17 protein-coding genes are annotated in these 21820 nt (G+C 39.4%); 7 read left to right on the forward strand and 10 right to left on the reverse strand.

The features are described from left to right. The 3 genes from I3B46_RS19200 to I3B46_RS19210 are packed head-to-tail and all read right to left on the reverse strand — an operon-like array spanning position 1 to position 2905. Positions 1-984: an iron chelate uptake ABC transporter family permease subunit gene (locus I3B46_RS19200; protein ID WP_004917402.1), complete on the reverse strand. Its 984-nt coding sequence runs from the start codon at positions 982-984 to the stop codon at positions 1-3. Then, positions 971-1933 (reverse strand): ABC transporter permease, encoded by a 963-nt coding sequence (locus tag I3B46_RS19205; RefSeq protein ID WP_004917404.1) that lies wholly within the window; start codon positions 1931-1933, stop codon positions 971-973. The genes I3B46_RS19200 and I3B46_RS19205 overlap by 14 nt, the downstream gene beginning before the upstream one ends. A gap of 3 nt (positions 1934-1936) precedes the next feature. Further along, positions 1937-2905 carry a siderophore ABC transporter substrate-binding protein gene (locus tag I3B46_RS19210; protein WP_004917406.1) on the reverse strand — a complete coding sequence of 323 codons (969 nt, stop codon included), beginning with the start codon at positions 2903-2905 and terminating at the stop codon, positions 1937-1939. A gap of 767 nt (positions 2906-3672) precedes the next feature. Between I3B46_RS19210 and I3B46_RS19215 the strand changes: the two genes are divergently transcribed. The 4 genes from I3B46_RS19215 (at position 3673) to I3B46_RS19230 (ending at position 5912) form a co-directional block, all read left to right on the forward strand. Next, positions 3673-4014 carry a DUF5713 family protein gene (locus I3B46_RS19215; RefSeq protein WP_004917407.1) on the forward strand — a complete coding sequence of 114 codons (342 nt, stop codon included), beginning with the start codon at positions 3673-3675 and terminating at the stop codon, positions 4012-4014. A 196-nt stretch (positions 4015-4210) separates the two neighbouring features. Then, positions 4211-4507 (forward strand): DUF2645 family protein, encoded by a 297-nt coding sequence (locus tag I3B46_RS19220; RefSeq protein ID WP_014657396.1) that lies wholly within the window; start codon positions 4211-4213, stop codon positions 4505-4507. Between the two features lie 595 nt (positions 4508-5102). Next, a complete protein-coding gene (locus I3B46_RS19225; protein ID WP_014657395.1) occupies positions 5103-5552 on the forward strand; it encodes a hypothetical protein in 450 nt (149 codons plus the stop codon). Between the two features lie 15 nt (positions 5553-5567). Next, entirely contained in the window at positions 5568-5912 is a 345-nt protein-coding gene (locus I3B46_RS19230; protein WP_223854657.1) for a thioredoxin family protein, read from the forward strand. A gap of 27 nt (positions 5913-5939) precedes the next feature. Here I3B46_RS19230 and I3B46_RS19235 read toward each other — a convergent pair whose 3' ends face one another. Then, positions 5940-7322 carry an SPOR domain-containing protein gene (locus I3B46_RS19235; RefSeq protein WP_014657394.1) on the reverse strand — a complete coding sequence of 461 codons (1383 nt, stop codon included), beginning with the start codon at positions 7320-7322 and terminating at the stop codon, positions 5940-5942. A gap of 978 nt (positions 7323-8300) precedes the next feature. Beyond that, positions 8301-9500, reverse strand: coding sequence for a nicotinamide mononucleotide deamidase-related protein YfaY (locus I3B46_RS19240; protein ID WP_104873195.1), 1200 nt, complete (start codon positions 9498-9500; stop codon positions 8301-8303). 265 nt (positions 9501-9765) lie between these two features. Between I3B46_RS19240 and I3B46_RS19245 the strand changes: the two genes are divergently transcribed. Together I3B46_RS19245 and yegD are read left to right on the forward strand one after the other, a co-directional pair. Beyond that, positions 9766-10419 carry a CPBP family intramembrane glutamic endopeptidase gene (locus I3B46_RS19245; RefSeq protein WP_004917420.1) on the forward strand — a complete coding sequence of 218 codons (654 nt, stop codon included), beginning with the start codon at positions 9766-9768 and terminating at the stop codon, positions 10417-10419. 73 nt (positions 10420-10492) lie between these two features. Then, entirely contained in the window at positions 10493-11845 is a 1353-nt protein-coding gene (yegD, locus tag I3B46_RS19250; RefSeq protein WP_004917421.1) for a molecular chaperone, read from the forward strand. Between the two features lie 54 nt (positions 11846-11899). On the opposite strand, the gene I3B46_RS19255 is transcribed toward yegD, so the two are convergent. The 4 genes from I3B46_RS19255 to I3B46_RS19270 form a co-directional block, all read right to left on the reverse strand. Further along, a complete protein-coding gene (locus I3B46_RS19255; protein WP_004917422.1) occupies positions 11900-13612 on the reverse strand; it encodes a lysophospholipid acyltransferase family protein in 1713 nt (570 codons plus the stop codon). A 470-nt stretch (positions 13613-14082) separates the two neighbouring features. Further along, positions 14083-14667 (reverse strand): HutD/Ves family protein, encoded by a 585-nt coding sequence (locus I3B46_RS19260; RefSeq protein ID WP_014657390.1) that lies wholly within the window; start codon positions 14665-14667, stop codon positions 14083-14085. A 224-nt stretch (positions 14668-14891) separates the two neighbouring features. After that, the gene (locus I3B46_RS19265) at positions 14892-15989 is read right to left on the reverse strand and encodes an acyltransferase family protein (RefSeq protein WP_014657389.1); all 1098 of its coding nucleotides are present in this window, start codon (positions 15987-15989) and stop codon (positions 14892-14894) included. Between the two features lie 5 nt (positions 15990-15994). Beyond that, positions 15995-18532, reverse strand: coding sequence for a penicillin acylase family protein (locus I3B46_RS19270; RefSeq protein ID WP_104873194.1), 2538 nt, complete (start codon positions 18530-18532; stop codon positions 15995-15997). A 666-nt stretch (positions 18533-19198) separates the two neighbouring features. On the opposite strand from I3B46_RS19270, the gene I3B46_RS19275 reads away from it, so the two are divergent. Continuing rightward, positions 19199-20071 (forward strand): phosphorothioated DNA-binding restriction endonuclease, encoded by an 873-nt coding sequence (locus I3B46_RS19275; RefSeq protein WP_036942803.1) that lies wholly within the window; start codon positions 19199-19201, stop codon positions 20069-20071. A 407-nt stretch (positions 20072-20478) separates the two neighbouring features. On the opposite strand, the gene I3B46_RS19280 is transcribed toward I3B46_RS19275, so the two are convergent. After that, positions 20479-21566 (reverse strand): IS3 family transposase gene (locus I3B46_RS19280; RefSeq protein ID WP_104873193.1). Its coding sequence is split into 2 segments (ribosomal slippage): positions 20479-21314 and positions 21314-21566, totalling 1089 coding nucleotides; the frame shifts between segments, so codons are not numbered across the junction. Positions 21567-21820: the final 254 nt, after the last annotated feature.

Here is a 21820-nt window from a genome sequence, read left to right on the forward strand (position 1 = left end):
CTAAAACCTTCTTAACACCATATAAATAAAGAATATGCCGCCGATAAACTCAATCACAACAGATAGCGTACCCGCCATGTTCAAGCCGTAATCAAGGATCAATTGCCCTCCAATAAGCGCAATCACTCCTAATAAGAAAGAGACGGGCAACAGATAACGGTGCTGACTACTACCACTAATAAAATAAGCAAGGTTCGCCACCATTAACCCTAAGAAAGTTAATGGCCCTACTAATGCTGTCGATACCGCCACTAATATCGATATCAGTAATAAAATCACCGTCACTTTATGGCGATAGTTAATTCCTAAATTGATCGCATTTGCCTGACCGAGAGCTAAAACATCGAAACAATAGCGCATACGCCACAGCAAAATACCAACGACTAGCGTAATTGCTAAAGTAAAGAAGATCAGCTCAGGGGTCGCTCGTGTAAAAGTCGCAAACATACGACTTTGTAGAATTGAGAATTCATTCGGATCCATCAACCGCTGTAGTAACGTCGCCGTACTTTTAAATAACGTACCAAGAATAATACCAACCATCAAAACGAGGTTGATATTCAACTTAGCTGAAACAAACAACCAGCGATAAAGTAATACGGAGAATAGAACGAGTAGCGATGACTCTAGCAAAAACTTCCCAATATTGAGCAACCAAGATGCAGGGAAGCTATCGGTATAAAACACAAAGATTGACTGTAATAAAATAAATAACGCCTCTAAACCCATAATAGAGGGCGTCAATATCTTATTATTGGCTATGGTCTGAAAAAGAACGGTCGAGACTCCAGAAGCAAAAGCGACCAGAATCATCGTCAGCACCATATAACCTCGGTGTGGCAAAATATAAGCAAGGTTATTGCCAAGATTGATAGTCATAAAAAGTGTAATAGCTATAACCGACAGCCCCAGTAATAGCCATATTCTTTGTAATGGTGTCATCCCTTTTTTGGGTAACACCACTGATGCATTAACTTTTTGCATAACGCTGCTGCTTCAACAGTAAAAAAAGGAAAATAATGGCGCCAATAACACCTAAAATCACACTTGCAGGTATTTCGAATGGATAACGGACTAAGCGACCGACAATATCACAGAGTAAAACTAACCCTCCGCCAGCAATACAGATCCATGGCAGCGTTTTACGAATATTGTCTCCCATAATTAAACTAATGAGATTCGGGATAATCAGTCCTAAGAATGGCAATGCCCCGACAACGACAACAACAACCCCGCTTATCAGTGCAATAATCGATAAACCAATTGTCATTACCTTACGGTAATTTAGCCCCACGTTGATGGCAAACTCACGACCCATACCCGCAACCGTGAAACTATCCGCAATCCAACAAGCAAGTAATGTGAGTAAACCGACTAGCCATAAAAGCTCATAACGACCCTGAATGATGCTAGAAAAATCTCCGCTCATCCAAGCACTTAATGACTGTAGCAGGTCAAATGAATACGCGGTAAAGATTGTCAGTGCGCTGATAACGGCTCCTAACATTATGCCGACCAGCGGCACAATCAGCGCTGATTTTAAGATAACCCTGCGCAACAGCATCATAAACAGCATTGTACCCAGCAATGCAAACCCGCTTGCCACTACCATTTTGGTCATAATATCGGCGGTAGGGAACAGTATCATCACAAATAATAAGCCCAAACTCGCTGACTGTGTTGTTCCCGCCAACGAGGGCTCAACAAAACGGTTTTGGGTTAGGAGCTGCATGATAAGCCCAGCAACACTCATAGCGCTGCCTGCTAGGATCAAGGAAATAGTTCGAGGAATACGACTGATAAAAAAGATGTCTTGCATCTCTGGATCGGTGAAAAGTGAAACGGGTGACACGTCACCCGCTCCAATAAACAAACTCATCACCGCTAATACCAATAAGGCGATAATTCCAAAAAAAAGATAAAGCGTTTTCATTGATTAGTTTGTTTGGTTTTTTTCTAATGCGTTATTAACATCATCCATTAACTGAGAATAAGTTTGAATGCCACCAGCGATGTAAACAGCAGACGGATCAAGATAAGTCACTTGTTGTTTATTCCATGCCGATGTTTTTCTTACTAACGCATTGTCTAAAACTTGGGCTGCTGGCTGAGCATCTGTGCGGCCAATTGCGCTATCACGGTCAATGACAAACAACCAATCTGGATTCAGTTTGACTAGCAATTCTGCGTTAACAATGTTGCCATGTCTGCCTGTATCTTCAGTGAAGACATAAGCAGGCTCAAAGCCCAATTCATCAAAGATGAAGCCAAAACGTGAGCCTGGACCATAAGCAGAGATCTTACCGCCACTCACTAAGATCACCATCGCTTTACCTGCGGTTGGTGTTTTTTGTTTGATTTGAGCAATTTTTTCTTTGAAATCAGAAACCAGCTTTTTAGCTTGTTCTTCCTTACCGAATAGCATACCTAATTCAGTTGTGCGTTCAGTTAAGCTATCAATAAAGCGTTTATTATCAATATCCATTGAGATAGTTGGCGCAACAGCACTGAGTTTGTCGTATGCGTCGCGAGCGCGGCTACCAGCTAAAATTAAGTCAGGTTGTGCATTGCTCAGCACTTCATAAGCAGGTTCAAATAGTGTGCCTGCGTTGATGTAATCCGGGGAGTTATACTTAGATAAAAATTCAGGTAATTGAACGTTTGTTTTTGGTAGGCCAGCGACTGGGGCGCCTAAGGCATCCATAATATCCAGTGTTTCCATACTCATAACAAACACTTTTTCAGGATGGCGAGGAACTTCTGTTTTACCTTGAGCGTGCTCGATAGTGATCGTTTGTTTCTCTGCCGGTGCAGAAGTTTCTGCCTTTTCTTTAGATTGATCACAACCAGCCAATACTAAGGCTGACACTAAGACGAGCCCTGAAGTTAGTGATTTTACAAACATCCAATTTCCTCCATCTATCTCTAAATAATGTGAGTTGTCGCTTTAAGCCCGATAAATCTACCCGATTTGGTAAACGCATCAATGCTCAGCGCGGCTAGCAGCTTCATAAAAAGAACCCATAGCGCTGCCACCGACTCCACCCATAGCACAAATAATAGCGCTATCTTACCTTGTACTTAGTACAAATGATATTAGTTTACATTTGCATTCAAAAGAAATGGTAGCAAACGCACAAATTCCTAAAATAGATCTTGCCCCCTAGCACGCAAAGGCTTTCATGCTATTGTGTTTGGTTTTACTATCATAAGATACGAAAGAAGAGAGGAACCTAAGAGAAACAGGCATATTGGGTAGTGCACTGATGCCACCACAGACACCACAGACACCACAGACACCACAGACACCACAGACACCACAGACACCACAGACACCACAGAAATAGCACCCAGCAAAGTCGTTAGCTAGAAAAGATAAAAATTATGTTACTCATTCGTTTAAAAGTGCATTTTCCCTAGCAGAAACAAACGCCAAATAGCAATAATCGCAAATAAACATTCAAACATTGTAAAATGTGTTATTGACAGTGCCTATTGCTGATTTTTTCAAACCCAAAACACGGAAATAGGTACCGCGCTATTATTAGACCGTGCAAAAGCCTACCGCCCTCACGTTATTCAATTGGTCAACTCGCTTCTCATTCAGTGTGCCACTACAATATATCTCCGCATTAATTTGTTTTTAGGATAACGCTTTCAAAAGGAATAAAAATGCCCGTAACCAACCCAGACGTTTTGAAGCTCCGTTTATTAGGTGAAATGTATGATGACAGCTATTTTCCTGATCATCTGGTGAAGCAGGGTGAGGCCATTCTTCTGCGATTGTGTGAGGCACTGGAAAACAATCCACCGAACGGACTGGCGGAGTTGTATGTGCTGACACAGCAGTCAACGGAAGAATTTAACGATTTGCAAGATGCCTTTGAAGAGGCGGGCAGTGAGATTGAAACGGTTGCCCGTGATGCTATCGGCGAATCATTTTACCTGATTGCTCGGGCATACGGCTTTTTAGATGCAGATCCGGAGGAGCTGATTGCAACACGGGAGTGGTAATTAAATAACAATCATACCGTGGCCAACTAATATTGGTCACCGCATTAGGCTGTTCATAGAGCAGCCGCCCTGCTCCATAGACTCTTCTTGGCTCTCGCCAAGTAAAAATGGCTAAATGAAAGTGAAGAAGCGATAAAACGCTACATGAGAAACTTGTAGTGTTTTACATAAAAGGGATTATAGGAATCTGATTTATATGAAATACATATATAATACAATAATTATCATTTATATGTTTTTCTTATGCATGATGATAACGGTTTTTTCTATATCTGATTATGAATGGATGATTGGGGAGAGTGAAATAACAAACTTATGTCAGTTACCCATGGGAGGAAGATATACACTAGAGCCAATGTTGGTTATTTTACCGTTGCTAGTGCCATTATTTATAATTAGAAATAAGAAAATACGCTATTTATGTATTTTGATTGCTGGCTTTTATATCTATTGGTCCTTTTTCCTGAGATTTAATCTCTGCATGCCATTTTAGGTACCGTTAAACATTGTATATACGATATGGGTACTGCCTGTTTACCCTCGCCATGACCATTATATTAAAAAATGAGTTAATTGACTAAAACAGCCCGCCGCTCCCAACCAAAGCTCATCAAAGCCATGCTCAGGCACAATCACCCAGTCACCCTGAAAATTCCTATTCCTTTGGGTTTGTTTTTAACATTTCTTTTTTAAATCCCAAAATATGGTTACGTCTTAAAAACACTCAATGCTTTATAAGATAATGGCGTATGAAAATACAAAAAATTCAACTCCGAAACAGAGATGCGTAAATGGAAAAGACGTAATCAAATTGTAAAAAGGAAAAAAGCTCAAAAAACATAATACTTCATCAAAGTGATAGCATCATCCTTTTTCTTCTCTCCATGAGCGGTTATTAAGCTATCACTTCTTAGTTTGTTAATTTTACTAAGCTTGAGTTTCTATCGATGGTGTAATCCAAAGGTGCTGTATCCGTTGATTGATTCTCTTATGTGATATATCGAAAATAACCACTATATTCGGTTCATTCTTTCATAAATAGCCATGTAAGATATGGTGTTAAATAACAAGTGCATTAGGAAATCACTATGACCAATTATCGTCATATACTGCTTTGTATCCTATCGGCTAGCCTATTTTCCCCAATCGGCCTTGCCAATACCCACACAGTCACAGTATTCCAGTGTGTGAATAAAAACCAAAAAAAGGTTAATATCAGCCTAGCAAATGGTCAGTACATTTATCAATTCGGCAAACTTAATCAAAAACCTGATATCACTATGGTAAGAAAGCCTGAACAATTAGCTGCACGTTATCTCACCCCTAAGGGAGATAGATTCAATGGAAAAATCTATGAGGTTGATTTTCGAAATGGCGACTATACCTATACCGTTTCCTCTTCCTATTTAGACTCAAAGCATATCGCTCATGTGGATGTATATCAAAAAGATAAATTACTTACTTCTATCTCTTGTTTGCCAAATACCATTGTTGATAACCTTCATGAACATATTTTCGATTTGCCAAGTGATGATTAAATAATGGCTCACACTATGCCAATAATAAAACACCTCGATCAACAAAGTTTTACAGAAGCGCTTTTTAATCCAGAACAACAAGGGCAGATAGCTATTATTTATTTTTCTGCCTCTTGGTGCCAGCCTTGTAAAAATATGCAACCGATCTTTGAGCAACTCCCTCTATATTTGGATAGCTCAGCCATTAATTTTGGCATCGTTGACATCGCTCAATCACCTACTCTAGCACCGATGTATGGTATTAAATCGGTGCCTTCAATCGCATTATTTAACGACTCACGTTTGGTTGCTATCGTGGCTGGGGAAGTCTCACTACAGCATGCCATAACAAAGATACGGTCTGCTCTCCCCATTGATTAATTACCTCCCCTAAGGCCCCACGATACATTAATGAAGTTCTGATTGAACATGCCGTAAACTACGTACCCACGGCTTATCACGTTGAATTGCCGAGGGTAAATTTTTCAATGCTCGTTTTGCAGAAGCTATATTAGAGAATTCACCATAAACCAATACATACCATTGGCGACCATGACGAACGGTTTCATACACTAAATAATTTGACAATTTATGGCGGCGCGCATGTTCATAGAGACCAGCTGGTGAACTGGCACTACCAATCTGCAATGTGTAATGCCGAGGGGATGCAGTGCGAGGATCGCCTCCTAAATTATACATAGGTTTCATGTCTGACGAAGGCTTCTTGGCTACTTCAACCGTTTTCTCCATTCCAGATGCCGCCTCCTCTTTAACCACGGTTTCCTTCAGTTCAATTCTAAAATGGAATATTCCATCCTTAGGCAAATTAGATAGCGTAGACGCCAACTGAGTTAGCTTTGTATCAACCCTTTTTTCAGAAATTTCAGAATTCAATGAATCAGCAACTTTCTCTTTAACGTTTGCTGATCCTTCTATTGATGGAGCCATTGGTACAGTTGCATGTTTGGCAAGCTCACCTTGTTGCTCAGGTGATAACGGGATAGCCGATGTAACTTGTTCTGTTTTTTCAGGGGAGTGATAAACAATACCAACCGGATTTATTTGTTCTACTGACACCTGATTATTTAAAATATGGCGTGAAAGTAATATCCATTTCTTTGATAAGCCATTCAGTGCGTCATCATAGATTTCAATACTGCTACGAATAACATGGCTTAAGCTAGGAATAGCTGCAATTTTTGTCTGAAATTGGTTCCTTTTTAACGATTGGATAGTAGGGTCAAATATGGGCACTGAAATGATAGCCTTTTGCAGTAATACAAGATCAATTTTCGATTCTGGCTTTGGCTCTAACTTAAAGGGATGCACTCCAATATGGTCATTTGCTATTTTAGGTAACTGCTGACACAGCTTTTGATCTGGCACTGTCATGAGCACACGAGACGATGACATTGCAGTTTCTTTTTGAATGTCAGAAAGAAAATCCTTTGCAATGTCATGCACTTCCCCTTCCGCCTGTAATGCTTTTTCTAACCACCATTGCGCGCAAGCGGTATTTTGTACGCCGCCATCACCAAAATAAAATAAAATCCCTAGATGAAGCTGCCCGAGGGGATATCCTCGTATAGCTGATTGATGGATATAATAACGGCCTTTAATTAAATCGACCGGAACGCCATCACCGTTAATTAATTGCACGCCCATATCATGAATAATTTCAACGGGTGTACGCTGTGCTTGTGCAACAGACTGACACACTACTGCTCCTGCAAAAACAGTAGATAGAATAGCGAATTTAGCGATACTACAATGATGCTGTGATATAAACATGAAATAATTCCAAATAGGTAATATAAAAATAAATGGAATGCACTTTGATAATAAAATTAAGTACTATCTTTCAAATCTAAGGCCGGTCTGGTAAATAAGGGGAATTTAAAACCAATTTATACCAAACACCATTTGTACGTTTCATTGTTAATACACCAAAAAATAATGCCAGTTAATCGCAGTGAGTAGACTCAATGGATTATTCCTCGTTAATTTAAATTTTTTAAGTCACCCATGGTTAAAAATCACTGTCTAAGCTTGAGTCAGTGTTAAATTAATAATGATCAGATCGCTCAATTTTGGTAAACACTGGCAGATATCATGTTCTAATTCATTATTCCTTTTTAATCCGTTACAGCGGGGAGACTGAACTCGTTCCTAGCCCGCATAAATAAGCATTTTACCATCATGGGAGTATCCACTTCGATTATATCCTTACTAATAACCTTCAACCCATACTGGAGCAGTATTTAATAAACACCGAGCTAGTTACCACTTTCTCTAGTCCATCCCACTCGATACTTTCATATCCTAGTCTACTATCTAAGGAAATACCAAATAATATCTATTATCGTAACCCTTGTTTATTTCCTACTTAATTACCCGCTATTTTAAAATATTCATAATGCCTTATGCGTAATACGCCTCATTTAAAATGGAAGGAAGATGTGTATATTTCTCATATCATAACCCTATAACATAAAATAATTTGTCAGCATTAAAACAGTCACTCCAATTTAATAATTATGCGTTTATTTAGCAAAATCGATTTTTCTAACCATTTAAATTCATCTTAAAAATTCTTATTTCTCGCCCCCGAAACTTAAATAAAATGAATACCCTTATGTTTATTAAGTAAAAATACCAATATTTGAAATATAATATAAAAACCCTAGGTAAACCCACTAATCGATGATGATTATGTGTGATTAAAAAACGCTGTGTTTTGACATATCAAACACAGCGAAGATTGTAATATTAACGAACTAATGTCTCTGATTGCGCTAACCACTCATATTGGCCAAAAACGTCGCGCCCCTTGAGCCAACGTTGCAACATATCCAACATTAACATCACACTGACATCTTGTTTGACCTTAGTACTGTGATTACTTGGCATATAACGTACACGCTGGGCATAGCTTTTTTCGGATGTATATAATGCTAATGATAGACAGCCATCGTTAGCGCCTCCAACCGCTAAACCAATATGTGCTTTTTCTTGTTTAGCGACCTCACTAGCATGGCCTATCAGTGCTAATAAACTCTGGTCTTCTTGTTGGTTTATCACTTTACAGCCATTGAGTGGGGCCGATACTGCATTTAAAGTCCAATTGAGTAAACCTGCGCTAAACTCTTCACAAATAGCAATCCTAAGCTGTTTTTCATTTAACTCACGGCATATCACGCTAGGTAAGCCTTCAATACCCTCAAAAACTACATTTTCACCAACACCTTCTTTGATCACTTGCCATTGCGCTAACATTTCCTCTTTCAATGTTGCAGGCCCTGTGAGTTTCAATTCAATAATAGGCATAGAGGAGCGGTATCCAAGTACACAGCCTTCCGGAAGAGCGAGTGAATCAAATTGCTTAGCTAAACTACTCTCACTTCGTCCAAAACTGGCTAAACGTAGGCATAACGGGGGTTCGTTCAATGGATATCGTTGGCGTAATCTTGGCAAAATTTGATCATGTACCATCACTTTAAACTCTGAAGGTACGCCAGACGTAAAAAATAACCAACAACCATTGAGCTCCATGGCAAAACCACATGCCGTACCAATCGGGTTATCCACCAATTCGGCACCTTCCGGTAACAGCGCTTGCTTACGATTCGTTTCTGGCATTACCCATTCTCTGGAAGCAAAATAGCGTTCCATAACCGTAATCCATTCAGCATGCTCAACTAAGGGCACCCCAGCAGCCGTTGCTGCCGCCAAAGTACTTAAATCATCACGAGTTGGTCCTAGTCCACCATTAACGATCAGAATATCTGCATGTTGACTTCGCGCTTGTAAAGTGTGTACTAGGTCGTTCAGATTATCACCAACTGTCGTTCGCCCACTCAGTGGGAAGCCTTCTTGAAAAAAGCAATCAGATAACCAAGCTGCGTTAGTATCAATAATTTGCCCATGCAGTACCTCATCTCCGGTACTTAACATCTCTACAATTAGCATCCATAAGCTCCAGTTTGCGAATGTTTAATGATTTTCCATTAAGCTACCCTATATTGGCATTCGCTAAAATAAATATTTGAGATAACTTCGTTAAATTTACTCATTCCTCTATTTTTCTTTGGTATGACTTTTTATTACTCACTCATAGAGGCGCTAACTAATTGCTATACAATGCATTTAATAGATGAATTTATCTAAAATTTTTGTATATTAACTAAGTGAAATTAAGGAATTTAACGTTGTTATTAAAAAAGGATATACTTATATGAATCCACCTAAAAGCCGCCTCACTCATTTACTCATTTGCATCGGAGCATTTGTCGCTTGGTTTTTTTCTTCATTCATTATACTGTTGATGCCTAATGCACTTTTGTTACTGCAATCCCAATATGCTATCCCCGCTATATCATTGCTATTACTGTTGCCTTGCGCCTTAGTTTGTTGGTTTTTTTACCAAAATAGCTTCAAACTTATGCCTATCGGTAAAACCAATTTAAATGAATTAAAACTCCCCATCTTGGCTATATTTGGCTTAATATTTCTCAATATGCTATTGGGAGCACAAGAAGAGTGGCTTGAAAGTATCAGTCACATGACTGGCTTTGCCTTTTTTCTCTATGTAATAACGATTATTATCGCAGCCCCGATTAGCGAAGAAATTATATTTAGAGGCTTTTTACTTAATGCGGGCATGTGGTATGGCACGGCTGGAAAATGGATAGCCATTATCGCTTCTTCATTTTTATTTGCTTCAATACACTCACAGTATCAATCTGTAAATACCCTTATTACTATCTTTATAATGGGCGCTATTTTATGCCATGTAAGGATCAGCACTCGCTCATTAATTGCACCAATATTACTCCACGCTTTAAATAACACGATTGCGACTATATTCATATTTGCAATGTCATTTTAGTAGTGGTAATTCGCCAGCGCTTCCGGTAAAGTTTGCCGCCTTTTCGGCGAGTAATTAAAGCATTGGGGGCAAAATGTTTATTGGTTTTGACTACGGAACATCAAACTGCGCGGTCGCAATTATGGATAAGGGAAAGCCTACACTGTTACCATTAGAAGGTGATAGTGCTTATATTCCGTCAACCCTTTGCGCGCCAACTCGAGAATCTGTTTCTGAACATTTATTCCGTCATCTTAATATATTACCGTCAGATGAAGTGGGCGAACAAATACTGAGGCGTTCCATCGCATATAACCGTGAAGAAGGGATTGAACTACTTCCTGAGGATATTGTTTTTGGCCAAGCAGCATTAGAGCTATACCTAAAAGATCCTCGCGATGTCTATTATGTCAAGTCACCAAAATCCTTTCTTGGTGCTTCAGGCCTTCACGAAGTGCAACTCAGTTTCTTTGAAGATTTAGTGTGCGCCATGATGGCGAATATTAAACAAAAAGCCGAACTGCATTTACAACACACAATTACTGATACTGTCATTGGCCGCCCAATTAACTTTCATGGCCGTGGTGGTGAATTAGCTAATCAGCAAGCTGAAGCTATTCTTATTAAAGCCGCAAAACGCGCTGGGTTTAAAAATATTGCCTTTCAATTTGAGCCAGTTGCCGCTGGGCTTGAATATGAAGCGGCTTTAACGCAAGACCAAACTATATTAGTTGTCGATATCGGTGGAGGCACAACCGACTGTTCACTGATCAATATGGGGCCAAGTTATCAAGGTAAAACCGACCGAACAGCAAGTCTATTAGCTCACACCGGTCAACGTATTGGAGGTAACGACCTTGATATTTATTTGGCTTTAAAACAATTAATGGACTCATTTGGTATGAGCAGCCAAACAGTATCTGGAATTAAAATGCCGATAAGCCAGTTTTGGAATCCTATCGCGATTAATAATGTGGAAGCACAAAAAGAATTTTATGCAAAACAGAATTTAACAGCGCTCAATCGATTACGCCAAGAGGCACAAGAGCCTGAAAAATTGCTGCGTCTTATTGAGGTTTATAATGAAACCCTTGGCTATCGCTTAGTGCGCCGCGCTGAAGAAGCGAAAATTGCTTTATCAGACAGTGAAAATTACTTGGCTCATATTGAATTAATGAATGAGACTCTCGAAATTAATATTCACCGTGACCAGATGGTAGAGGCTATCGAATCACCAAAAAGTAAAATGATAGAGCTGGTTAAAGAAGCCGTGACACAAGGTGGTGTGCAACCAAACGCGATATTTATGACAGGAGGCTCTGCCCAATCCCCCGTCCTATGTCAGGCCATAAAACAAGAATTACCCAATATTCCTATTGTCCGAGGCAATGATTTTGGCTCAGTCACCGCTGGCCTCACCCGTTGGGCTGAGATCTGCTTTAGATAATCGATACAAACGCCGTATGCCATACGGCGTTTTTTCTTTGCATAATAACTTAGATTACGTTTGGTTATCTTGGTGAACCGCTACATACCGCTGATAACGAGAAGGTTTCAACTTCGTCAAATCCACCAATACCAAGCCATCAATACAATTGTTGAAAGCAGGGTCGGTTCCAAAATCAATAAACTGTACGCCACCCGGCTCACATAGCTCGGTGTATTGCTTATATAAGGTTGGAATCGAACAGCCAATATTATTCAACAGACTTTTTAGCTTAACTAAATCTTCGTGATAATTATTCCCTGAAAACTGTGCTAATACCTGTGGTAATGAGGCAGGATACGGCTGGCGAGACTGTGCCAACGAATGATCCGCTGAGAAATAGAGGCGATAAAACGTAATTAATAGATCACGAGCGGCAATTGGCATCGTACCCGATATCGAAACAGGCCCAAATAAGTAACGATATTGCGGGTATTTTGCAAGATAAGCGCCAATACCTAACCAAAGATAGTCAAGACCACGCTTACCCCAATAAGTAGGTTGAATAAAACTACGGCCTAATTCAATCCCTTGCTCAAGTATCGGTAGCATCTCTTTATCGTAATGAAATAACGTATAACTGTAGATACTTTCGATGCCCTTTTTCTTCAACTGCTCGGCAGTAGGAATAAATCGATAAGCGCCAACAATTTCTAATGCATCTTCATCCCATAAAACGAGATGATAATAGTCATCATCATAGCTATCTAAGTCGCGCCGCCTTCCTGAACCCTCACCGACAGCACGAAAAGCAATTTCACGTAATCGACCTAATTCACGTAAGATAGGCGTTCTATCCTCATCTTTTCTACGATACAGAAAAATCGCCTTACCATCTGGGGCTGTGCCTAACCGCTCACACGCCATCAATGCTTTTTTCAATTCTAAGCGATCTTCCGGTAATGCAATGGCAGATTCACTGGTAAAAAGCCCTTTTTTTCCTTGCCCAAGAAGATAAACATGGCGGCGAAAACGTTCTGCGAGATCATGCGATCGAGTATGCCCATCATGCCAATGAGTAAATGGGATACGGCCACCAATTCGAATTTTTATTCTGCCATCACGCTGCTTAAACATTTCTCGTACGAGCAATAATGTCGATAATGGACGGTATATTAATGAGGTTAAATAAAATAGAGGGCTATTACGACCAGTAACGTGAATAGGTACAATTGGCGCACGAGCTTTGGCCGCTAAACGTAAAAAACCAGTATGCCAATGACCATCCCGGATCCCTTTCGCACTTAATCGGGAAACTTCACCAGCAGGAAATAAAATCAAAGCCCCTTGCTTATTTAAATGCTCTTGCATTGCCTCAATTTGTTTGCGGCTAGTGCGATTCCCCATATTATCAACAGGAACAAATAAGCTACTCAGTGGCTCAATATAATTCAAAAACTGATTTGCTACGATTTTAACATCTGGGCGAATTGTCGCGACCGTACGTAATATTGCTAAACCATCCAAAGAGCCTATCGGGTGATTAGCAACTAATACAAGAGGACCTTGAGAGGGAATATTTTCTAAATCGCCATCAACTAACTCACAACGAATATTAAAGTACTCGACGATTTGCTCAACCAGATCTAAACCTTTTAGGTGAGGATAATTTTCAGAAAATTGTTTAAATTCTTTTTCAAATAGCAGGAACTTTAGTAAATTCCGTTTCCAAGCGGGAGGCGCTCGGTCTGGGAATACATCTTGTAGCAAAGCATCCAAACTAAACATCTTAATTGTCTCCTAGTTTAGCTATTGCAAACCTAAGCTAGAACAATGGCAGTAGCGTGTCAATTTAATGACAAAACGGTTAAACTCATCCAATAATGACAATATCCCTATCTTATGAGTTACAAATAAAAAACATAATATATTCAATTAATTAATATTCTATAAATACAACACAGCTCAATTATGGATAAACCTTGATCCTACCACAACTATATATAGCTTAACCCTACGTTTTATGACCTTTTTAATCTATTTTGATATTTTTATTATCATACTCAATCAAAAATATTCACTCGTCATATTCTGATAATGAACTAATTTGATTAGTTTATCCTTGATTAAAAATTTACAGAGTATTTTTTATAAAAATAAAGTAGATTACGCTATAAGATGAGGATGAAAAATAGTATTAATTTACCGCTGTTATTAGTAAACGACAAATAACAGCGATTTTATTGTTGGCAGTAACTTTACTTAGCAAATAATTCAATCAGGCAAAAGTCACTCTTTGGTTGAGTGACAAGGTTATATTGCAAAGAATTTCCATCATTTTCCACCAATAATGTTTCAAATTCTTTTAAAGTATGCGAGTTCAAACCAATAGTAACGCCAAGCTCGCCACTAGCATTAAATATTAATACCCTGTCAGCATCACTTATCCACTGCGTCACATTGTGTGTATTGAACCATTGCAGACGAGCGATGTACTTATCAGGGTTATAGATAAGATTGAAATCGCGAATAGCCTCACCTAATAGCTCAGCATACACATCACTTTCACCATGAAATGCAAAAAATTGTTTTTGACGGAGTGTTACAGGAGAATTTTTATCCACCTGCAAGGTTAGCCCTTCTCCGCCATCTAATACACCAATAATCCGTTTCCTACTCGGAAAATAAGAAAAGGCTCCAGCCGCTTTCACATCGGCAATAGAAACTCGCCAATCAAAATCGGTTAATCCTACACCGTGACTACGCGCAATTTCTAAAGTAAAACCTTGCCCATTTTTCCATGGCATTTTTTGGTAGTTTTTCGCTGTTAACACTCGGATCATGGTTTAAATCAACCTTTAAGTAATCGTGTCAGTTTAGTCAGTAAACATATACTAAAAGGGAAAACTCCTCCAGTATCAGAGTCAAAATCATATCGTGTTAACCGACTTATCGGAGATGAGCGAAAAAGCCTCCTTGCTTAATTGAAATACCATGACTGACTTCATTATCACTGACTCATTTTAGGGAGAGTGGATATTTTTTTACGCGATAACAAAGCCACAACTTAATGTAGCACCTTCAATCTTTCCACATATCGTCCAACGAACAACCCAATAAACATGATCCCCAACGCGATCAAAAACGTAGTGATAAATAATACCCACAAATTCTGATACACATAAGGTTGCACAATCCCATAAGCAAAGATTAGCAAAGGGAAATGCAGAATATAGATCGTATAAGAGCTCGGCGTTAATTGTTTACCAGGTAAATAAAAACGAACGCGGTGAAAACTCATCAAATAAAATAAATAGCAGAAACTAATGCCACACAAAGTGCCATACAACGCCAACAAATATTTTTGCTTGTCGAAACTGAATGGAAAATAAAAAACGCCAACCACAGCTAATGTCAATAGTGTTAAAGCAATCAAGCTAAAACTGGTAATGAGCGTTTTTCGTTTTAATTGATACTGGTGATTATGAAGCAGTGCAGCAATCACACCACAACACCAAATTAAGGCATACAAGAAAAAAGTATAATTCAATACACTAAGAGTGAGTAATAATAGAATACCGATAATCGTACACCAACGCTGATTAGGCATCATAAATAAGGCAAACAGTGTATAGAACCAAACCTCAAATGGTAATGACCAAAATGCAAAGTTACTTGGTGGAGTATCTGTAATAAAGCCGTTGATAAACAACAATACTCCCACAAAGCTCTTAACATCCAGCGCCATTCTCGCCTGAGTCATCGTATCGCTAATAATATTAATGTCACGGCTACCACTAGCAAAAAAATAGGGAGAGATAAAATATAAAAGTAGTAAGACAAAACAGCCTAAATAAAAAGGCGGCAAAATACGATTTAACCGTGAAGTTGCATAGCGCCTTACTTTAAAGTAAGTATTTCGTTGAATATTGTAGCTAACCGACTTACAAATCAAAAAACCACTTAACGCAAAAAAAGCCATGACACAGCTATGACCAAATAAATATAGCGGCAGCATCACGATAGGCCATACTGGATATAAAAAGACTAAATATGCATGCCCAAATAATACTGTCGCGGTACAAAATCCCCTTAACATATCCAATTGTTCAGAAACATTTGGGTCAATCGGTGCAAAACGTTGGAATAATTTATTAGAGATCATCGGTATTAATGCGCCTGTGTTGAAAGTGAGCGAGGCACAAACTGCAACACGTTATCGCTGTACCACTGGGATTGCCCTTCCGGACTAAAAGGAAGGTTTTGATATTTTCCTTTCAACCAATCCTCAATATTATCGGCATAATGACGACTTGCAGGATTGGCAGACTGCCCCGCATTATTCATTACCCATACTGGATCTTGTTGGCTGAAATCAACAATTAAGCGCATTGCAGGGATCAACAAAGTATCAAAATTATCGCCCATACTATAGCTGGAAATATTGACCGTATTGAGATTTCCACCCGCTGGATAAGGGCCTCGATTCAAATAGCTATCGAGTCGATCAATCGTCCTGCGTTGTTCTTTTGGAAGATATTCCGCCATTTGTGATGACAAGCTATTCCATTGATAGCGGTGTAATTTCCCCCACTGCCAACGTGAATAATTTTTGCCAAATTGCTTTTCACCTTGTTGGTTAGCCAGTGCTAATGAATAGGCAATGATTTTCGCTTTACCGCTACGAGCCGGGTCCGATTTTTGCCAAAAAGGACTCGCATTGGCACTTTTGTCATCTTGCCAAAGCAGATGCTCAGCTTGCGCTGAATAAGATTTGGAGCTTTCAACAAACGCCTTCCACGCCTGCGGTGAATCGACGAAGCGATCTGCAAATAATTGTTGGCTGAACTGAGCTAAAAATAAGTTATACAGCGCCGCACCAGCACTATCGGCATGCAGGTAACCATCAAATGCCAACAAGCGTTGTTGAGCTAGCCTCGCTTGTTGTTGTTCTGATTGTGGGAGTTGAGCGATCGCGTTTTGTAATGCAGGGTCTCTGAGATAAACCTGTAACTTCGTCACCATAGGGTCGAATTGATCATACTGCATCTGCTGCATGCTATCTAAATTATGTCGATCCGTTGCATTCAATAGCGCTGAAATTCGTTCAAAACGTTCTGGGTGCGCCCATGTTTGAGAAAAATTAACAGGATAGCCCTTCTCTACAACTCGCTGATTTGCAGTCGCCAACCAACCTTTTCGAGTTTTAATTGAGGTTGGATAATGCTGATTAGACACCCTGCCGATCCAATCATATTCCCCTTCCCATGCCGGAGAGGGAAATAACCCAAGCCCTTTTTTGCGCAATGGATAACTTCCCGTTAATTGCCAGCCAATTTGTTGCTTATCGGCGAACAGCATATTAACGGAGATCACGCTAATTTCTTTTGCTAATTTAATGGCTTGGGAAACACTCTTTTGTTTAGGTAGATCCATTAACGCATCGATACTAATATCATCGGTAGCGGGCAGTAGGCTACTAAAGGCGATCCCGTATTGCGTTCTGACCTCAAGGGGTTGCAGCAAATAACTGCGCTCTTTCAGCGACTCATTTAGCAACACACCATGTTGCGTATGATAGACATTTTCGACTCTATCGGGGCGACCTTTTACATGAAACACGGTTTGAGTTTGCTTTACCGGATACCATTGCTGTTGATAGAGATATTCAAATCCATTGTCCGTTTCTCTGATCTGCTCCAAAAATAGATCCTGATTATCCGCCATCACCATGGTATATCCCCACGCCAGATCAGGGGCTGCACCTAATACAATCGCGGGGATCCCTGAGATCGCCGCACCAGCCATAGATAGCTCAGGAGTTTCAATCTGAATAAAACTCCATAAAGAAGGTAAGCCGATTGGAAGGTGGGTATCATTAGCCAGTAATGTACCATTGTGTTGTGTGAGATCTGCGGTTACAGCCCAGTTATTGGATGCCATAACATCATGTAAATGAATATTTTTTAGAGATTGGCTAGCAAGTGTTAACTGGTCGATGTCTTGTTTAAACGGTTCTAAATTTAGCCCTTGCAATTTCTTTGCTTCTTGGTGAGGAAGAGGCTCATCAGGATAAGTTGGAAATAGCCAAGGTAGCATATCAGCCCCCAACTGCTGAGCAACGATTAAGCTATCAATCTCTTCATGCAGGTTTCCCGCCAAGCCGAAATTAGCGAGAGATAGAATTAAAATTGCATCATCGGGGCGCCATTTCGGAACAACATAATCTGCCGCTGATAAATCCATTGGTAGTTTATCTTGATGATTATCTAACCAAAGATTGACACCATTGGCATAAGCTTCAAGATAACGACGATTTTGTGGACTGACATTTCGATATAAAATAGTCGTCGCTTCACGAAAACCCATTTTGCGCATAAAACTATCAATGCCAACGGCCGGTTCGCCCAGGTATTCTGCTAAACGACCTTCTGCCGTGAGGCGCATCAGCTCCATATGGCTAATGCGTTCTGATGCATGAATATAACCCCATGTTAAATAAACGTCTTCAAGGTTTTGCCCTTTGATTAAAGGAACGCCCATTTGGTTATAACGTACAGTAGTGGGGGCTTTTAACCCTGCAAGAACCACTTGTCCTTCTGTTTTAGGGAGGGTATCAGCATAGTAGTTATTGAGTAAGCTGTGACAGCCAGATAGCAATAGTACCCCGCTGATAATACAAGATAAAAACAGTCCTTTGCGTTCCATCTATTGCCCCATATATCAGAACTACCACCAAAGAATTTCTCATTATAGGCATGACCTAAAGTTAAATTAAATAAGGGGATTCTTATCGTGGTATAGGGGGATTTATCTTCCACTAGCTTCAATGATGATGAATAACGTTTTATCTATTTTTGCTGATATACAGATAAGTTAAGGACGTTGAGTAATGGATATGTATAGACAACGAATGGAAAATTGAAACTTTCACAACAATACTCGAAAAAATATGTTTGCTTCGTTTAATATGACGCTAAACACGTTACCCGCACACGAGTATCTTACTTGCTAACCACAGAATGTTGGTTAGTTCTGACCTATCAGTTAATTTTACAATTATTATTAGCTTCTACGACCTTACACAATATTTACACTGGAATTTTTGAATTCTGAAAACGTTGTCAATGCTTATCAGCTGACTTAATTTTCCGTATAATCCGTTGTTTTTCTTTGCTTATTTTCTTAAAACGATTTGGCGATTACCAATAATCCATACAAATATCGTCAAACTAAATTTTTGTCGTCTTACAAACCATTTTTCTATAGCGAATTTGCAAAATAAGGTAAATAGATGGAAACTAGCTGTAAGCTGCTGCATCTGTTTGCCCAAATAAATGGTAATAACTCTAATCTGCTGAAAATAAAATAACTATGTATACTTCCAGTGCGCTACAGAATGATATTTCTAACTTGACGATATGGCGTAAAGGCGATCAAAGAGCCCCTCATAAGCCGCTATTGCTTTTATTGGTACTTTCAGAATATCGAAAGGGGCATCCCCGTCTATTTAATTATGGAAATGAAATTCACCAACAGCTATTAGAATTGCTTATTAGTTTTGGCCCATATCGCCGAGAATACTATCCAAATATGCCTTTTTGGCGATTAAAACGGGATGGTTTTTGGGATTTACAAAATACAGAAGAATACGAACTGAAAAAAGGGAATAAGCAGCCCTCTAAAAATGAGTTAATTCAGCAAAATATATTTGGCGGGTTTAATGAAGAAAGCTACCAACTTCTTCTAAAAAGGCCTACTTTGATAGATAAGTTAGCCCAACAGATTTTAAATGAGCATTTTCCTGAAAATGTACAAGATATTATCGCTAGCCGTCTCGACTTTCCACTCCATGAAATCCGCAAGGCCCGAGACCCCGCGTTTAGGCAAAATATTTTACGAGCTTACAATTATCAATGTGCTATATGCGGTTACAATTTACGTTATGATAGTGCTGTTGTTGGTTTAGAAGCCGCTCATATTAAGTGGAAACAGTTTGGTGGTCCATGCACGATTAATAATGGGATTGCTTTATGTTCACTGCATCATTCCGCTTTTGATATGGGCGCTATCGGCCTTGATGAGAATATGAAATTACTGGTCTCTAAAGGGGTTAATGGTAACCAGATGGTAGAAAAGTTATTCTGGAATTTTGCAGGTAAATTAATCTATTTGCCTAAAGATACGATGGAATACCCAAAAGATATATTTATTAATTGGCATCGTGAACAAGTTTTCAAACAATAAGAGTTGTTTTTATTGTTCAGCTCAATGTGAAAAAATATCAGATACCTAGTAGGCATTAGATATTATGCATGACACCTTATATTGTGATAACCATCTAAGGTACTGAGCGTTATTCACTCAAATACCCATAATTAAAATCGACACCCTATTAGCCAGATAACATGTAAGAACATGTGTTCGAAAGTGGATTCAGATCCTCCTAGAATGGAAAGCGGCAAATGTTAGGATAGACAATCTAATTATAATTGCCTTATTTTAAGATTGGTAGACATATTCATACTTCCACCTAGGTGATTAACTAAAATCACGAAGTTATCTCAATTAAAGTCAATTATTACAGCGTAATATTATCATTAAGACTAGTAATGGGGTAATCCCCCCGTTTTTAACCGAGGTTATAAGTAGAATCAGGTCATTCGTTGTTGATGTTGCATTGGGGTATAGCCATTCAACGCCATGTTCGGCCGTTCGTGATTATAAAACCATTGCCACCGTGTAGCATAGTCTTGTAATTCATCCAGTGATGAAAACAAGTATTGCCCTAACCACTCATAGCGGACTGTCCGATTATAACGCTCAATGTAAGCATTTTGCTGCGGATTACCTGGCTGGATAAAGTTTATTTTGATATCTTGCAGATTAGCCCATGATATCAATATATTACTGGTGTATTCTGGCCCATTATCACAGCGTATGCAAACCGGTTTTCCTTTCCACTCAATAAGTTGCTCTAGTACTCTTACAACCCGACTCGCCGGCAGGGAAAAATCCACTTCAATAGCTAATGCTTCACGATTAAAATCATCGATGATATTCAATAAACGGACTGAGCGCCCATCCGACAGTTGATCATGCATAAAGTCCATTGACCAACATTCATTGCTCGTTTCGGGTACCGTCAGTGGCTCGGGCTTATCCCGTTTTAGGCGTTTCTTCGGTTTTATTCGCATGTTCAGTGACAACGCACAATAAATTCGGTAAACCCTTTTGTGGTTAAATCTTAAGTTTTTTATGTTTCGAAGGTATAAAAAGCACAAGCCAAATCCCCAGTTGCGCTGGCTATCAGTGATGCGTATCAGCCAGTCAGCTATTGCTTCATTTTCTTTACTCAGTTTAGCTTGATAACGATAGCAACTTTCGCTCACTACAAATAACTGGTAGGCAAAACGTACGCTGATATTCCGTATTTTGACAGCTTCTTGCGCCATCCGCTTTCGATGCGATGGCTTCACCACTTTTTTGCCATAGCTTCCTGAATGATCTCAGCTTTCAACCTTTCTTCTGCATACATTTTTTTGAGGCGGCGATTTTCCTCTTCCAGTTCTTTCAAGCGGGTCATCATGGAAGCATCCATCCCACCAAAGCGTGAGCGCCACTTATAAAAACTGGCGTTGCTCATACCATGTTCGCGGCACAGTTCAGAAACAGGCGTTCCCGCCTCAGCTTGCTTAAGGATGGTGATAATTTGGCTATCGGTAAAACGTGCTTTTTTCATAGAGATCTCCTCAGTTCAGATTACGAGAAAATTCTACTTATTAATACACCGATTTTTCGGGGGGATTACCATGGTATAACTCCACTCAGCAAAAGCGGTTTGAACTGTTCAAAGCTAATCACATATCGCATCGGTAATAGTTTAGTTGACTGCGAATAGGCTTATACTGAATGAAAGAAGACTATTAACACGCTGTATTGGATAAGCTTACAGAATACTTTAACGATTATAACAATTACCATCTTCCAACAAAT

Origin of the sequence: Providencia sp. 2.29 (assembly GCF_015832305.1) — a bacterium.
GTDB classification, from domain to species: Bacteria; Pseudomonadota; Gammaproteobacteria; order Enterobacterales; family Enterobacteriaceae; genus Providencia; species Providencia stuartii.

Coding starts and splice junctions, on each gene's coding strand:
- I3B46_RS19200 (WP_004917402.1), bottom strand. CDS start 984: ATGCAAAAAGTTAATGCATCAGTGGTGTTACCCAAAAAAGGGATGACA.
- I3B46_RS19205 (WP_004917404.1), bottom strand. CDS start 1,933: ATGAAAACGCTTTATCTTTTTTTTGGAATTATCGCCTTATTGGTATTA.
- I3B46_RS19210 (WP_004917406.1), bottom strand. CDS start 2,905: ATGTTTGTAAAATCACTAACTTCAGGGCTCGTCTTAGTGTCAGCCTTA.
- I3B46_RS19215 (WP_004917407.1), top strand. CDS start 3,673: ATGCCCGTAACCAACCCAGACGTTTTGAAGCTCCGTTTATTAGGTGAA.
- I3B46_RS19220 (WP_014657396.1), top strand. CDS start 4,211: ATGAAATACATATATAATACAATAATTATCATTTATATGTTTTTCTTA.
- I3B46_RS19225 (WP_014657395.1), top strand. CDS start 5,103: ATGACCAATTATCGTCATATACTGCTTTGTATCCTATCGGCTAGCCTA.
- I3B46_RS19230 (WP_223854657.1), top strand. CDS start 5,568: ATGCCAATAATAAAACACCTCGATCAACAAAGTTTTACAGAAGCGCTT.
- I3B46_RS19235 (WP_014657394.1), bottom strand. CDS start 7,322: ATGTTTATATCACAGCATCATTGTAGTATCGCTAAATTCGCTATTCTA.
- I3B46_RS19240 (WP_104873195.1), bottom strand. CDS start 9,500: ATGCTAATTGTAGAGATGTTAAGTACCGGAGATGAGGTACTGCATGGG.
- I3B46_RS19245 (WP_004917420.1), top strand. CDS start 9,766: ATGAATCCACCTAAAAGCCGCCTCACTCATTTACTCATTTGCATCGGA.
- yegD (WP_004917421.1), top strand. CDS start 10,493: ATGTTTATTGGTTTTGACTACGGAACATCAAACTGCGCGGTCGCAATT.
- I3B46_RS19255 (WP_004917422.1), bottom strand. CDS start 13,612: ATGTTTAGTTTGGATGCTTTGCTACAAGATGTATTCCCAGACCGAGCG.
- I3B46_RS19260 (WP_014657390.1), bottom strand. CDS start 14,667: ATGATCCGAGTGTTAACAGCGAAAAACTACCAAAAAATGCCATGGAAA.
- I3B46_RS19265 (WP_014657389.1), bottom strand. CDS start 15,989: ATGATCTCTAATAAATTATTCCAACGTTTTGCACCGATTGACCCAAAT.
- I3B46_RS19270 (WP_104873194.1), bottom strand. CDS start 18,532: ATGGAACGCAAAGGACTGTTTTTATCTTGTATTATCAGCGGGGTACTA.
- I3B46_RS19275 (WP_036942803.1), top strand. CDS start 19,199: ATGTATACTTCCAGTGCGCTACAGAATGATATTTCTAACTTGACGATA.